Below are 15184 nucleotides of genomic sequence, written 5' to 3' on the forward strand. Positions count from 1 at the left end.
GCTACTCACTCCCCTTTCCGTCGTTGGTGACGGGAATAAAGCCCGCCTCGCGAATCTGCTTGTCCATCTTCTCCGACGTCACATAGTCAATGTAGTCCTGTGCACGCTGCGAAGGCGTACCCTTCACAAAGAAGTAAAGGTCGCGCGAGATGGGGTAGCCGCCACTTGCGACCGTCTTCTCGGATGCCTCGACATGGTTGACCGAAACAGCCTTAACCGAAGTCTTAGCGTTGAGGCTCTCGACAAAACCCAGCGAGATGTAGCCAATAGCACCACGCGAACGGGACACGACATCGCGTACCTGGCCCGTGCCCGAAAGAACGGCAGAGCGACGATCGAACGGCGTGCCGTCCATCACGATGGTACGGAAGGCCTCGCGCGTACCGGACGCCTCATCGCGGTTAATAACCTGAATCTTCAGGTCCTCTCCGCCGACTTCCTTCCAGTTGGTAATCTTACCGGCGTATATGTCGCGAAGCTGCTCGGTCGAGAGGTTGTCGACCGGATTACCGTCGTTCACGATGACTGCGATGCCGTCGTGCGCGATTACAATCGGGGTCAGGCCCAGATCCTGCTCGTCGGCATTGAGGCCACGAGACGAGCTGGCGATGTCAGCCGTGCCGTTGCTGACGGCCTCGATACCGGCAGAAGAGCCAAGGCCAGAGACGAGCACGTCGGTGCCGGTCTCCTCCTTAAAGCCCTCGGCCGCAATCTCGGCAATGGGAAGGCAGGTGGTCGAGCCGGCCACGGTGATAGAAGACGTGGAAGATCCCGAGGAGCAGGCACACAGCGTAAGCGTGAGCACTGCCGCGCTTAGGACCGATGCGATCTTTCTCATAGCATCACGCCGATCGCAGCATGGCGCCCACAGGTGCCGCCCTCGTTGCGGTAGGAATAAAAGCGGTCGTTCTGACGAACGGTGGAGAGCTTGGTGTCCACAATGCCGTTCGCTTCGACGCCGGCGTCCATCAACGCCTCGCGAATGGCGGCGGAAAGATCGAGCATACGAGAAGCGGCAGCATCGATGCACGCGAACTCGGAGGCAAAGCGGTCCATAAGTTCTTGGGACACCTCGTACTCGTCACCCAGGATATGGGGCCCAATATAGGCAGAGATGTCGTCTGGCTTGCAGCCAGCCGCCTCGCAGAGCGCTTGGCACGCCTTGGCGGAAATGCGCGCAATCGTGCCCTTCCAGCCAGAATGCACCACGGCAAAGCCGCCGGGAGCCACCAGCACAACGGGAACACAATCGGCAAAGCAAAGCATCACGGGCACCTCATGCGCCGTGCAGACGAGGGCATCGCAGCCCTCGGCAATCTGCTCGCGAATGTTCTCGAGATCATCGGCGCCGTTCGAGGTCACCGTCACGACATTGTCACCGTGTACCTGATTGGGGACAAGCAGGTTGTGCTCGCACTCGGCAATACCCATGGCCTCGAGTACGCGGCGACGATTTTCTTGAACGGCAAAGGGGTCATCGCCAACATGCGAGCCCAGATTGAGTGAGGAGTACGCATCTTCGGAAACACCGCCAGTGCGTTCGGTGAAGGCAAAGCGGACATCGTGCGTCGCGCCCTCTACCAACGTAACTCCATCATGGTCGACACGCGAAACGTTGTCCGCACGTGCTGCCATACTAAAGCCTCCTAATAACACGAGTATCGCGGCCAAGCCGCAGCAGTCCGTGCCATACGGCTGCCATACTTCTACAAAAGGATACCCGCAGCGGTAGGAACCAAACGTAAGGGGAACGTAAAGAGATTGGAGACTTTCGTTTACAAACGAGAAACAAAACGGGGTGCATCCAAATGGATACACCCCGTGCAGGTCGTTGAGAAAAACGAACTAGAAGCTACCACGCTTAAGGAAGTCGGGAAGCTCAAACTGGTCGTTACCAAAATTGGGAAGTTCCGTACCGCCGACGTTGCGGGTCGGGGCAGACTGAGCCGAGCTTGCAGCGGGAGCGGTACGCTGAGGCTCGACAACGGAAGCCTTGCTCTGGGACTGCTGGGCAGCGAAGAGCTCGTCCTGACGGTTGACATTAGAGTCGGAGAAGCCCGTAGCGATAACGGTGATGCGCACCTGATCGCCCAGGGACTCGTCGACAACGGTACCGAAGATGATGTTGGCCTCGGGATCGACGGCGTTGGCGACAACGTCGGCAGCGTCGCTGATCTCCTGGATGCCCAGATCCTTGGAGCCGGCGATGGAGAGCAGGACGCGCGTAGCACCATCGATAGAGCTCTCGAGCAGCGGGCTGGAAATAGCCTGCTGGGCGGCGTCGACGGCACGGGTGTCCCCAGAAGAAGTACCGATACCCATCATGGCGGTGCCGGCCTGCTTCATGATGGTCTTAACATCAGCGAAGTCCAGGTTGATGATGCCCGGGACGGTGATGAGGTCGGTGATGCCCTGGGTGCCCTGGGAAAGGACGCCATCGGCAATCGCGAAGGCCTCGAGCATGGTGGTCTTCTTCTCGGCGATGTCGAGCAGTTTGTCGTTAGGGATAACGATCATGGTGTCGACGCAATCGGAAAGGGTCTTAATGCCCTCTTCGGCGCTCTTCTTACGCTTGCGGCCCTCGAAGGTGAAGGGCTTGGTCACGACGGCGACGGTCAGCGCACCGACCTCGTTCATCGCGATATCGGCAACGATGGGAGCGGCGCCGGTGCCGGTGCCACCGCCCTCACCGCAGGTGATGAACACCATGTCGGCGCCAGCGAGCGCCTCGGCGATGTCATCGCGGGACTCATCGGCAGCCTTGCGACCAACCTCGGGGTTGGCGCCAGCGCCCAAGCCGCGGGTAAGGTCGGTACCGATGTGGACCTTGATATCGGCATCAGAGATCGCGAGCGCCTGAGCATCGGTGTTGATGGCAACAAACTCGACGCCACGAATGCCCTCTTCGATCATTCGATTGACCGCGTTGGTACCGCCGCCGCCGACGCCGACCACCTTAATGACGGCAAGGTAGTTGTTGATCTCTGTCTCGTGCATGTCGGTCCTCCGAACAAAGGTTATAGCCATAGCATGGGTTGACCCCTGCGCACATTAACCTTCAGGTTGAAAGTAAATGCAAAGGTAAACCGTATTATGTTTGCACATTATGAACGTATCAGTCAAATAATTGACCGTGAAAACCAAACAAACCAGATAAACGGCGTGGTATGGCCCCTCAACAAAGCCACGCACCGACGCTAAGCGGTCGGTGCGTTTCTAAACGTATAGTTGCCGGGAGACCGAACGTTAATGTAGGTTACGCCCTCTACCTGCGACAGAAGCTTGGTCACGACGCGTTCCTTCTTGGCGATATCATCAGAATCGCCCAGCGAGACCTCAACGCCATTATCAAGATTCGCCGAGATGGCCTCGACCGAAGGTATAGAAATATCCTTGATCTGCGCCAAGAATTCGCCGGAAAAACCACGCACGTAATCCAGGCCCGCTTTAACGGCCTTGGAAGAAACAGCCCGCCCCGAGACCGGCTCGACATCAGCCGAGACATCGGTAAGCAGCACGGCCCCGTAGTGCTTGGCCAGCGCCAACGCAGCATCGATACCGCTCAATGTGTTGGCGCCCTCACCCGAAGTGACGACATTTCCCTGGTCGTCCACCTCCACAGAGGTCGAAAGCGGTGCGATCCAGGTGTCATCGTCGCCGATGGCCCAGGCAAGATCGTCGGAACTTATATAAGCGATCGCGGTGACCTTGCGCTCCGTCGGCGTAATGACGAGCGTGTGGGGAAACTGCCGTTGAACGTCCACGCCCGAAACCCACGGGTTCTGCTTGAGATCTTCGGTAATCTGGTCGGGATTTACGTTGAAGAGCGATGTGTTCTCGGGCAGACTGATCAGCTGCATGGCATCGTGCTTGGTCACATGCTCGCTGCCCTCGATCTGAATATCGGTAGCGGCAAACAGGCCGGAATTGATAACGACGATGGCAACGACGGCAAGCACGGCCACAGCTGCCAAGATTCCGCCCACGATTTTGCCCTTGCCCTTAACGGCAGAGGCGGCCTCGGACGTCTTACTCGCCATGGCGCCAAGCGACGACAGCGGATTGATACCCTTATTGGTCGAAGGTACCTTAGTGGCGGGCACCGACGTCAACGAGCGCGGCTTGGCAGCGCCCAACGTACGACCGGGATGCGTCGCTTTAGCCCCCAGCGAGGGCTTGGGCGTCACTATGGGGCGAGAGGGCTTGGCACCCATCGCCGACTTAGACGTCACCGAGGGGCGCGGAGCCGGGTGAACCGTCTTTTTTGCGGCAGGGCGTCCACCAAGTTGCGAGCCGACGACCGGACGTTTGGCGGACCGTACGGATCCAGCGGGCTTGGAGGACACAGGGGGCTTGCGTTGAGGCTGGACGGGTGCGCCGGAACGCCCTCCGGCGCGGCGGAAGGTAGGTTTCGATGCTCTAGAAGCCGAGGAATTTGACTTCCGGTCTGAGCTCGATGCCATACGCCTCCCTCACCTTTCCGTGCACATGCCTGATAACCGCGGCCACATCATCGGCCGAGGCGGTACCGTTATTAACGATAAAATTAGCGTGTACGGGCGAAACTTCCGCACCGCCAACCGAAAAACCCTTTAATCCACAATCCTCAATCAGCTTGCCAACGCTCGCGTCGGGTGGATTGCGAAAGACCGACCCGCAAGAAGCGCGACCCATGGGCTGCGTGCGTTTGCGCCTCGTCAGGTACCGCTCCATACGCTCGCGAATGTCGGCCTTAGGCGCAGGCTTGAGCTTAAGCACGCACTCGAGAATAATCTCGTTACGCGGCAGGCTGCACTCACGGTAGCCCCAGGCAATCTCGGACCCCGCATAATGCTTAATGCCGGATGCCGGGTCAAACGTGACCACATCCTCGACAAGCGAACCTATCCACTCGGTCCGCGTACCGGCGTTCATAGATACGGCGCCGCCGACCGAGCCGGGGATGCCAACCGCAAACTCAAGGCCCGAAAGCCCGCGCGACAGGGCATCGTTGACCAAACGTGCGAACATAACGCCCGCGCCAACGGTCAGCGTGCAACCGTCCTCGGCAATAACGGTGCGCTGAAACTCACGCCCCAGCGAAATGACGGCGCCGCGATAGCCCGCATCGGCAACGAGCAGATTAGATCCCTTGCCGATAATGACCCACGGCACCTGCTCACGGTCGAGCACTGCCACGGCACGACGAAGGGCATGATAGCTATGGCACGTCACGAAGAGGTCGGCCTTGCCGCCGATACGATAACTCGTATGACGCGCAAGGCGTTCATCCTCGACTACATCCGTGTCGATCATGCCCGAAAGCGCCATGACGGCGTTAAACAGACCCATAGGGGCTAAGCGTCTTTCTTGACAGTCAGATACTCGATGAACTCAGGTCCAACGGTCGTAACGTCGCCGGCGCCCATAGTAAGCAGCAGATCGCCCTCACCTACCATCTTCTCGAGCTCACGATTGAGCTCGAGACGGCTGGAGCAGTACACGACCTCCTTGCCAGGGTGCTTGGCGCGCACAGTATCAGCGAGCATCTTGGAGGTTACGCCCGGAATCGGCATCTCGCCGGCAGAGAACACATCGATGAGCAGCAGCTTATCGGCATTGGCGAAGGCATCGGCAAAGTCATCGCACAGCGCCTGCAAACGCGAATAGCGGTGCGGCTGGAACACGACGTCAACATGCTTATAGCCCAGCGACGAGGCGGCGGCAAGCGTCGCCTTGATCTCGGTGGGGTGATGGCCGTAGTCATCGACCACGGTGATGCCGTCAATATCGCCCACATGGGTAAAGCGGCGGCGGACGCCCTCAAAGCTCGAAAGCGCCTCGGCTGCGGCATCGACGTCGAGACCCAGGACATGGGCAACGGTTAGCACTGCCGTGGCGTTGAGCATGTTGTGGCGACCGGGGTTGCTCTTGATCTCGACAGCATGCTCGGTCCCATCCTCAAAGCGAACGATAAAGTCGCTCTGAATGCCCTTGACATCCGGATGCACGCAGACGACGTCGTTGGTTTCGGCAAAGCCATAGGAAAGCATGTGGCGACCCGTCGACTTGGCGAGTTCGACCAGATGCGGGTCCTCACCGCAAACGATGACGGTACCGCTCTCTCCAACCAGGCCCATAAACTTGGCAAAGGTGGCCTCGATCTCCTCGATGCCCGAGTAGTGGTCGAGATGGTCGGCCTCGACGTTGGTCACGATGACCACGTTGGGGTTCAGGAACAGGAACGAGCTGTCGGACTCATCGGCCTCGGCGACAAAGTAGTCACCCGAGCCGTTCTTTCCGTTGGTATCGTAACCCTCGACGATACCGCCGATCAAAAAGCTGGGATCCAGACCCATGCGGTCGAGCATGGTGGCACACATCGAGGACGTCGTGGTCTTGCCGTGCGTGCCGGCAACAGCGATGGTGGTGTAGCCGTGGCCCAGAGCCGAGAGCATCTTGGCGCGGGGCCACACAGGAATACCGAGCTCGCGAGCACGCACAAGCTCGGGGTTGGACTCGGGAATAGCGGTAGAGACCACGACCACGTCGGGCTTGACCTCATCGATCGTGGCGGCCTCGTGGCCCACGTGAACCTTCACGCCAGCACGGGTAAGCTGACGAATGTAGCGCGAGGTCTTAAGGTCGGAACCGGTAACGGCATAGCCACGCTCGTGCAAAACGAGAGCGATGCCGCTCATGCCGGCGCCACCGATACCGATAAAGTGGGCGCTCTTGAACTCGGGCGCGGAGGTTGCAGTCTGGGAATCAGCCATGTGCTCGTGTACTCCTTGCGTAAACACTGCCTGTAACCCGTTAACTGTACCGCACCTACCGCATCCGCGCGAGCGCAAGCTCGATATCCCGTCTAACTAACGCAAACCCTCTACCGCATCGGCCAAAAGTGCGGCGGCGCGGTCCTGAGCCAACCCGCGCGCCGCCTGACGCATGGCATCGCGCGCCGCGGCGTCATCGACCAGATGCAGCAGCTCCTCGGCAAACGCCGGAGCATCGATATCGGCATCGGCACAAAGCACGCCGGCACCGGCATCGACCAGATAACGCGCATTGGTCGTCTGGTGGTCGGCCGTGGCATGCGGATACGGCACGAGCACCGAAGGCACGGCGAGGGCGGCAATCTCGGCCACGCTCGAGGCGCCGGAGCGCGAGAGCACCAGGTCAGCTGCAGCTAGCATGTCGCCCATGTTGTCAATGTAGGGCTGGACGCGATAGCGCTTCATCTCATCGGACGTCAGCGCCAAAGCGCGCTCGGTGTCCTCAAAGCCGTCGGCTCCCGTCGAATGCAAAATGTAGAGATTCTCGCGGGCCAGCAGCTCGCCCTTGAGCGAGGCTACTCGCTCGTTAAGATGCTGGGCACCGAGTGAACCGCCAAAGACGAGCAGCAGCACAGCGTCCTCGGGCACGCCAAGTGCCTCGCGGCCGCGGGCGCGATCGCCCTCAATGACCGAGCGGCGCACCGGATTACCGGTCATGAGCACATGCTCGGGGTCGCCCTCGCGCTCAAAGACAGAGCGCGCAGCCGGCACCGAGATACACACGCGGGCGGCATGGGAACTCATCATCTTATTGGCCAGGCCCGGAACAGAGTTCTGCTCGTGCAGCAGATACGGAACGCCCGCATCCTTGCACCAGCCCAGCAGCGGGACCTCGACGTAGGCACCAAAACCGATGGCAGCATCGGGCTTGCCAACCTTTGAGAAATGGCTGGCGAGCGAGCGCTTGGCCTTATTGACGCGCCACAGCGAGCTCAGCGCGGTCCAAGGACGGGAGCGGTCGAAGCCCGTGACCGTGATAGGTACAAAATCGAACCCGGCCTCGGGAACCAAACGACCCTCGAGCTTGTGCGACTGGCCCACGAACACAACATGATGTCCGCGGTCGCGCAACTCCTCAGCCAAGGCAAGCGCAGGGTTGATATGTCCCGCCGTGCCGCCGGCTGCGATAGCAACGGTCATCTTATCGGTCATGAAAATCCCTTCGTACGCGCGGTCCCTGATCGTCGGTGCGCAGACGCGCCGACGGGTCCGAATTCAAATTGATTCGATTATATCCGCCGCCCGAGCTTCGGGGGTTCGGGCGTTGGGGACGCCCCTGCGGAGCCGTTCGCGGGCGCGGACGAGCCGCCGGCTCGGACGCAGAGCCATCCAAGACGGTAAAACCGTTGCGCGAAGGGCGATCGCCGCGCACATGGGGCACGCCGGCGGTGCTCTCGTCCATAACGGCAAAGCTCTCGCGGCGACGGTCGTACTCATCACGACGGGCGCTCTCGTGCGAGACGCGCAAGATCAGCCCCGCAAGCATAAGCGATACGATAATCGACGAACCGCCGTAGCTGATAAACGGCAGCGGCTTACCCGTCATGGGAAACACGTTGAGGATGCCCAGCGCATTGATCAAAAACTGTACCGCGAGAATGACTGCGGAACCCGATGCCATGAGCGCTCCGCGACGGTCCGCAGCCTGTTCGGCAATGCGAAACGCTGAATAAATCAGCATCGCAAAGACCAAGAAGAGCAGCGCGGTCCCGACAAAACCGACCTCCTCGCCGATAATGGCCAGAATATAGTCGTTGTGTGCCTCGGGCAGATACGAATACTTCATGGTGGAGTTACCGATGCCGCGGCCGAACAAGCCGCCCGAAGCAAACGCCATGATGGCAAGCGTTGCCTGATAGCCATCGCCATACTCGTCGGCCCAAGGGTTCAGGGCAACCTGAACACGCACCATGCGGTACGGCTCTGCAACAAGCGCAAACACACTCATGACAATGACGAGAATGATCACGCCGATGATAAACTTGGGGTCTAGGCCCGCAAATAACGCCATACACATGAGGGTCAGCGAGATGATCAAGACGGTGCCATAATCGGGCTGGATAAAGATCAAAAAGAGCGAAATGCCCAAGTAGACGACCATCTTACGAAGGAACTCGTTGATGTTGCCACCGGGCGAAAAGAAACGGTCGAGTATGATGGCCGAATACGCGATGGCAAACGGCTTTAAAAACTCAGACGGCTGGAACTGAATACCGGCGATGTTGAGCCAGCGCGTGGCGCCACGGCTGCCACTGCCGACAAGAAATACCGCAAACAGCAAGAGAATCATGCCGATAAGGAAGACCCTAAGTACATCTTCCCCAAACCAGCTGTCCGGCAAGACGCGAACGATCGCAACCATGGCAAGCACGCCAACCCCGGCAAAGGTAGCCTGTCGAACCAGGAAAAACGTCGCCGAGCCGTTCTCGTGCAATGCCTCGACCGATGACGCCGAGTACACCATCAGCAGACCAAAGCACACTAAAGTAAACAGGCACGCCATGAATATCAAACGAGGGCGCATGATGCGGGCGGGGACGCCGGCAATATAGCGTTCGCTGAGCGTCTGCCCGCCGCGACCGGAACGCGGCGTACTGCGCTGCGAGGAAGCACGGTCCGAGTCGGGCCTCCTCATACCTTGTCGGGGGCTCTCCTCTCTCACCGGCGGCCCCTATTCCATTTGCGATTTCGCTGCGGCGGCAAGCTGGGCCACGTAGTCCTTAAACACGCGGCCGCGCTCCTCGTAGCCCGAGAACTCATCGAACGAAGAACAGGCGGGAGAAAGCAGGATCACGTCGCCTCGGCTCGACAGCGAACGGGCAACGTCGACGGCGTCGCGCAGGTCGTCAGCCTGAGCGATATCAACGTCACCATCGACATCGGCCTCGTCCATAGCGGCGGTAAAGCGCTCGCGCGCATCGCCAAAGCAGACGACCGATCGCACGTTGTCCATGACAACGCGGGCGAAGGACTCGAGTGGCGTGCCCTTATCGTGACCACCGAGCAGCAAGATCACGTCGTCGTCGGGAAACGCCGTCAGGGCCTTTTCGACCGCATCGGTGTTCGTTGCCTTGGAATCGTTGACGTAGCGCACGCCATCGATCTCGCCACAGGGCTCAACGCGGTGCTCCAGCGGCTGGAATGAGGCCAGGCCGCGACACACACCGTCGACATCGGCACCGACGGCCAGGGCAGCCGTGGCAGCGCACAGGGCATTGATGACATTGTGATGTCCAGAGATTTTGAGCTCGGACGTGGCGATGAGCGGGGTCTCGACGCCCTTCAGGCGAATGACCATCTTGCCATCGCGCACAAATGCGGCGTCCTCGCCCGCAGGCTCGTCAAAGGCGACCTTGCAGATGCGACGACCCGGCGTGTAGACATACTCATCGAATTCATGGATACCGGCATCCTCGACGTCGATAACCACAAGGTCATCATCGACCATATTCTCGAAGAGCTTAATCTTGGCGAGCGCATAGTTCTTATGGCTCTTGTGCCAGCCCAGATGGTCGGGGGTAATGTTGAGCAGCACCGCCACACGGGGGTGAAGCTCCTGGGTCGTTGCGATCTGATAGCTCGAAAGCTCAGCTACAAACCACTCGTTATGCGCGCGGTCGTCGATTTCGTTCACCGGAGGCTCACCGATATTACCGACAGCAACGCTCGCCTCGCCCGCTGCCTTAAGCAGGTAGTCGGTCAGCGACGTGGTGGTCGTCTTGCCATTGGTGCCCGTAATGGCGATCCAATTTTGGGGAGACAGGCGGTAGGCAAACTCGGGCTCACCCATGATCTGGACAGCGTGATCGCGGCCAGCCTTAAAGAATGCCGAGAACTCCGAGATGCCCGGACACGTCACACATACATCAAACGCGCCCTCGACCTGCTCGGTTCCGTAGACAAACGATACCCCGCGCGCCTCGAGCGAGCGCGTGGCATCATTAGGCTCGGACGTGCCGCCACCGTACACGGTAACGGTACTCACGCGCTCGGGGTGCGCAAGCGCCCAGCGAGCGACATCAAGACCGGACTTACCCTGGCCCAAGACGAGCAGGCTAAAGGAATCTGCAAGAGGCATGAAAAACCACTATCCCAACTGGAAAAACAGGGCAAGGCCCAGAGCGCCAAAAGCGGCAGCGACAATCCAAAAACGGATGACGACCTTAGTCTCGGCCCATCCCTTCTTCTCGAAATGATGATGAATGGGCGCCATAAGGAAGACGCGCTTATGCGTAAAGTGGAAGTAGACGACCTGAATCATGACCGACAGGGTCTCGACGATAAACAGGCCGCCGATGATGAGCGAGACGACCTCGGTGTTGGTCATAATGGACGTGCAGGCAAAGGCTGCACCCAAGGCAAGAGAGCCGGTATCACCCATAAAGATGCTCGCCGGATAGCAGTTGAACCAAAGGAAGCCCAGGCAAGCACCAGCACATGCGGTACAGAAGATAGACAGGTTTACGTCACCGTGCAAAAACGCCATGGCAGCCATGGCAAGCATGGCAATCATGGAGGTGCCACCGGCAAGGCCGTCCAGGCCATCGGTCAGGTTCACGGCATTAGAAAGACCGGCGATCATCAGCCAGCAAAAGACGATATAGAGCCACGGAAAGGTAAGGCCACCAATGGTGGTCGAGAAGATACCGAGGTCAATCGTCAGACCGCCGGGAAAACGAATCTCGGGGGCAACGCCGCACCAGCTGACGGCAAGCACGGTAAACGTGACGCAGATGATGGTGAGACCGATCATCTTGGCGTGGGGCGTCAGGCCGAGCGAACGACCGTGCGTGACAGAGGTCAAATCATCGATAAGGCCCAGAACGCCGGTTGCAAGCGTGGCAAGCAGCACGAGCACAAGCTCGGTGGTGAGCTTGCCCATCAAAAGGCACGTCAGCGAAACGGCTACGAGAATGACAACGCCGCCCATGGTGGGCGTGCCCTGCTTAATCAGGTGGCGTTTGGGTCCATCGGCGCGGACCTGCTGGCCGATACCCTCGACCTTAAGAAGCTTGATCCACCACGGCATGAGCAGCAGCGCAATGGCGGCGGCGATGCCAAGTCCCAAAAAGGCCTGGTATGTAGGATACGCGGGGTTCCCGAACATGGGCTAGCACACACCTTCCACAAAGCGGTCGAGCTCGACAAAGCGAGAGCCCTTGACCAGCACAACGTCATGTTTCTCAAGTGCGCCGGCCATACGGTCGAGCACCTGCTGATAATCGGAGAACACCTGGATGCGGTCCTCGTCCATGCCCATCATGCGCGCGGCTTCGGCCATACGAGCGGCCAGCTCACCGCCCACGCACGCCAGCATATCGAGCTTCTTAGCCGCGGCATAGGCGCCCACCAGCTCATGCATGCGGGGGGCCTCGTCGCCCATTTCGCCCATCTCGCCCAGAATCGCCATTCGAGAGCCAGAACACGAAAGCGAGCACAGCAGGTCAAGGCCAGCAGCCATGGATTCGGCGCTGGCGTTATACGAGTCGTCGATAATGCGGGCACCGCTCTTGGCGTGTTTGATCTCCTGACGATGACCGGTAATCGCGATACCCCTAAAGGCAGCATCGATCTGCTCGGGGGTCACACCCAAACGATAGGCAACTGCGGCGGCTTTAACGGCATTGGGAACGGACTGGACGCCGGGAATGGCGAGCATGGTGTCAACGGACTCACCCATGCCAAAGTCAAGCGTAAAGACCGGGCGGCCCTCATCATCAATGTGAATGCCGCGGGCGCAAACCTCATCAACATCCGAAACACCCGCCAGCATCACGTCGATACCCGCGGGCTCGGCAAACGTCTCACGAATGAACGGGGTGAAGTCGTCTTCGCCGCCCAAAACCAGCAACGGGAGAAGGTCGTCGGCGGCACACATGCCCCCAACAATCTCGGACTTAGCGCGGGCGATATTCTCGCGACTGCCCAGGATTCCAATATGAGAGGTGCCGATCTTGGTCACGATGGCAAGGTTGGGATTGGCGGACCGAGAAAGGCGCTCGATCTCGTGAAAATGGTTCATACCCATCTCGAGAACCAGCACCTCGGTGTCGGCAGGAGCGGCCAAAACCGTGAGCGGCATACCGATCAGATTGTTGAAATTACCCTTGGTGGCCCAAACGCGATAGCGCTTGGCAAGCACTGCCGCAAGGACATCCTTGGTCGTCGTCTTACCGATAGAGCCGGTAATGCCAACCACGAGGCAGCCAAGCTGCGTGCGATAGGCATGTGCCAGGCGCAGCAAAAATTCCTCGGGATCATCGGTGTGTAGGATGGCGCAGCCCTTACGCTGAGCCAGCGATACAAGCTCGGCGTTGGGCTCGCGCGTCATCACAACAGCGCCGGCGCCCGATTCGATGGCGCGGGAAGCAAAGTCGTTTCCGTCGACTTTTTCACCCGGAAAGGCAACAAAAATCGTGCCTTCCTCAACCTGGCGCGAGTCGATAACGCACCCACGGCATACCCGATCGGCTTCTCCCGTCACGGTTCGGGCCCCTGTTGCGGCCGCGAGGTGGTTGACGGCGATCTCTATCATTGCAGCTCCCCTGTAAACCTAATAATGCTATCGGCGTATTGTATCCCAGCGCCACGCATGCGTGGTGCAGGGCATGTGAACACCCTCCAGATTAATCGACAGACCTTTTCAGGATTGTAACCCCCTACTTGGTGCGTGGGATACCCAACACATCGAGCGCGTTAGCCATAATGACCTGGAACGGCACGGCGGCAGCATCCGAACCGCTCGGCGTTCCGTCGAGCGTGATATAGCACAAAACCCTGGGTGCTTGCGCCGGGGCAAACCCCATAAAGGACGACATATAGCTCGCTTTGAGGTAGCCGCCTTTTTCATCGGCGCGCTCGGCCGTACCGGTCTTACCCGCCACGTCGTAACCGTCGACGGCGCCCCCGACACCCGTGCCCTCGGAAACGACCGTCTGCATGCACGATATCACCTGGGCGGCGGCATCCTCAGAAATCGCCTGCTCGCCCTCACCCCAGTCCTTCTCCTCGCCTTTGCTGGATTTAAAAAAGTGCGGCGTCATCATCACGCCGTCGTTGGCAATGCCGCCCACGGCGCGCGCAATCTCGATCGGCGAGACAGACAGCGCTTGGCCAAAACTCATCGAGCCCAACGTGGCGCCGTCATACTGGTCACGCTCCTTGACAATGCCAAGGCTCTCGCCGGGAAAATCGATACCCGAACTGTGTCCAACGCCCCATTTGTCCACGTACGCGGCAAAATCGTCCGCGCCGATCTTATGCCCGACCAATACAAAGCCAACATTGGATGAGCGGCGCATCATCTCGCGCACATCCATGGTCATGGCGTAGTCACGCTTATCGGCATCGGTGACGGTATCGTCGCCGACCTTAATGCTCGCCGGCACCTCAAACGACGTACTCGAGCGCACGACGCCCAAGTCGAAACCCGCACCTGCAACGAGCGTCTTAAAGACCGAACCGGGTTCATACGCATCGGTGACCAAGCGCAAGTTCATATCCTCGGTCTTGGCGTTCTCCAAATTGGTCGGGTCGTAGGTCGGATACGAACAGGCGGCCAGAATCTCGCCGGTAGTAGGGTCTGTCACCAAAGCCGAACCGTTCTTGGCTTTGGTCTTCTCGACCGCCTCCGCCAGAGCGTCCTCTGCTGCACGCTGGATATTGACATCCAGCGTCGTCACGATGTCAACGCCATCGATGGCGGCGACCTTTTTATAGGCGCCACCCGCAATATAGCTATCGTCCCTCGCGCGCTCTCGTACCAGCGTGCCGTTTGTTCCGGTCAGCAATTTGTCATATTGCTTTTCAAGTCCCGTTAGGCCCACGTTGTCAACGTTCACCACGCCTAGAACCTGCGAAGCCAGATTGCCGTATGGATACACCCGCTTCATCGCCTGCTCAAAGAGCACGCCAGGCAGATTTTTCTTCTTCAATGCCGCGGCATCGTCCTCGTCCACCTGGCGCTTGATATACACCCAGGTGCCATCGGACTGAACCAGCTTGCGGCAAGTCTTCTTATCGATTCCAGTCGCCTTAACCAAGGCCGATACCGTTTTATCGACATCCTCGATCAGCTGTGGATTCACGGCGACATTGCTGCACTCGACCGACGACGTCAGCACGTTGCCGTTTCGGTCGTAAATCGTGCCGCGTTTGGCGTAAAGCGTCTCCGCAAGCAGGCGTCGAGCATCGGCGCGCCCGCGCAACTCATCGGCATTTACGATCTGGTAGTCGGCAAGGCGGATGGCGCCCGCAGCCAGGCCCAAACCGATACAACCCATGACGACATTACGGCGAGGCAATGGCGTCCCCGTAAGCCATTCGGTCGAAGATCGTCTATTCGATCTGCTATTGCGTACTTGAGGGTC

General features: G+C 59.3%; 12 protein-coding genes. All 12 read right to left on the bottom strand.

Going from position 1 to position 15184, the window contains the following annotated elements; translation table 11 throughout:
• Position 1: 1 nt before the first annotated feature.
• The 12 genes from ACQQ92_RS03540 to ACQQ92_RS03595 all read right to left on the bottom strand — a co-directional run bounded on the left by ACQQ92_RS03540 (position 2) and on the right by ACQQ92_RS03595 (position 15097).
• Complete coding sequence (locus tag ACQQ92_RS03540) at positions 2 to 838, bottom strand: phosphate ABC transporter substrate-binding protein (protein WP_427795805.1); 837 nt, start codon at positions 836 to 838, stop codon at positions 2 to 4.
• Entirely contained in the window at positions 835 to 1635 is an 801-nt protein-coding gene (locus ACQQ92_RS03545) for a polyphenol oxidase family protein (protein ID WP_154515254.1), read from the bottom strand. The genes ACQQ92_RS03540 and ACQQ92_RS03545 overlap by 4 nt, the downstream gene beginning before the upstream one ends.
• 210 nt (positions 1636 to 1845) lie before the next feature.
• Entirely contained in the window at positions 1846 to 2997 is a 1152-nt protein-coding gene (ftsZ, locus tag ACQQ92_RS03550) for a cell division protein FtsZ (RefSeq protein ID WP_427719199.1), read from the bottom strand.
• Positions 2998 to 3197: 200 nt separating this feature from the next.
• A complete protein-coding gene (locus ACQQ92_RS03555) occupies positions 3198 to 4232 on the bottom strand; it encodes a cell division protein FtsQ/DivIB (RefSeq protein ID WP_427795806.1) in 1035 nt (344 codons plus the stop codon).
• Between the two features lie 187 nt (positions 4233 to 4419).
• The gene (murB, locus tag ACQQ92_RS03560) at positions 4420 to 5331 is read right to left on the bottom strand and encodes a UDP-N-acetylmuramate dehydrogenase (protein ID WP_427747780.1); all 912 of its coding nucleotides are present in this window, start codon (positions 5329 to 5331) and stop codon (positions 4420 to 4422) included.
• Between the two features lie 5 nt (positions 5332 to 5336).
• Positions 5337 to 6755, bottom strand: a complete 1419-nt coding sequence (gene murC / locus ACQQ92_RS03565; protein WP_427795807.1) for a UDP-N-acetylmuramate--L-alanine ligase — start codon at positions 6753 to 6755, stop codon at positions 5337 to 5339.
• 96 nt (positions 6756 to 6851) lie between these two features.
• The gene (gene murG, locus ACQQ92_RS03570) at positions 6852 to 7967 is read right to left on the bottom strand and encodes an undecaprenyldiphospho-muramoylpentapeptide beta-N-acetylglucosaminyltransferase (RefSeq protein WP_427795808.1); all 1116 of its coding nucleotides are present in this window, start codon (positions 7965 to 7967) and stop codon (positions 6852 to 6854) included.
• The gene (gene ftsW, locus ACQQ92_RS03575) at positions 7957 to 9450 is read right to left on the bottom strand and encodes a putative lipid II flippase FtsW (RefSeq protein WP_427795809.1); all 1494 of its coding nucleotides are present in this window, start codon (positions 9448 to 9450) and stop codon (positions 7957 to 7959) included. Before ftsW ends, murG begins: the two co-directional genes overlap by 11 nt.
• 36 nt (positions 9451 to 9486) lie before the next feature.
• Positions 9487 to 10893: a UDP-N-acetylmuramoyl-L-alanine--D-glutamate ligase gene (gene murD / locus ACQQ92_RS03580; RefSeq protein WP_427794730.1), complete on the bottom strand. Its 1407-nt coding sequence runs from the start codon at positions 10891 to 10893 to the stop codon at positions 9487 to 9489.
• Positions 10894 to 10902: 9 nt separating this feature from the next.
• Positions 10903 to 11922, bottom strand: a complete 1020-nt coding sequence (mraY, locus tag ACQQ92_RS03585; protein WP_154515238.1) for a phospho-N-acetylmuramoyl-pentapeptide-transferase — start codon at positions 11920 to 11922, stop codon at positions 10903 to 10905.
• 3 nt (positions 11923 to 11925) lie between these two features.
• Positions 11926 to 13350 (bottom strand): UDP-N-acetylmuramoyl-tripeptide--D-alanyl-D-alanine ligase, encoded by a 1425-nt coding sequence (locus ACQQ92_RS03590; RefSeq protein ID WP_427795810.1) that lies wholly within the window; start codon positions 13348 to 13350, stop codon positions 11926 to 11928.
• A 124-nt stretch (positions 13351 to 13474) separates the two neighbouring features.
• Positions 13475 to 15097, bottom strand: coding sequence for a peptidoglycan D,D-transpeptidase FtsI family protein (locus ACQQ92_RS03595; protein WP_427795811.1), 1623 nt, complete (start codon positions 15095 to 15097; stop codon positions 13475 to 13477).
• Positions 15098 to 15184: the final 87 nt, after the last annotated feature.

The sequence above is a fragment of the Collinsella sp. SGI.241 genome, from assembly GCF_050312955.1.
In the GTDB taxonomy this organism is placed as follows: domain Bacteria; phylum Actinomycetota; class Coriobacteriia; order Coriobacteriales; family Coriobacteriaceae; genus Collinsella.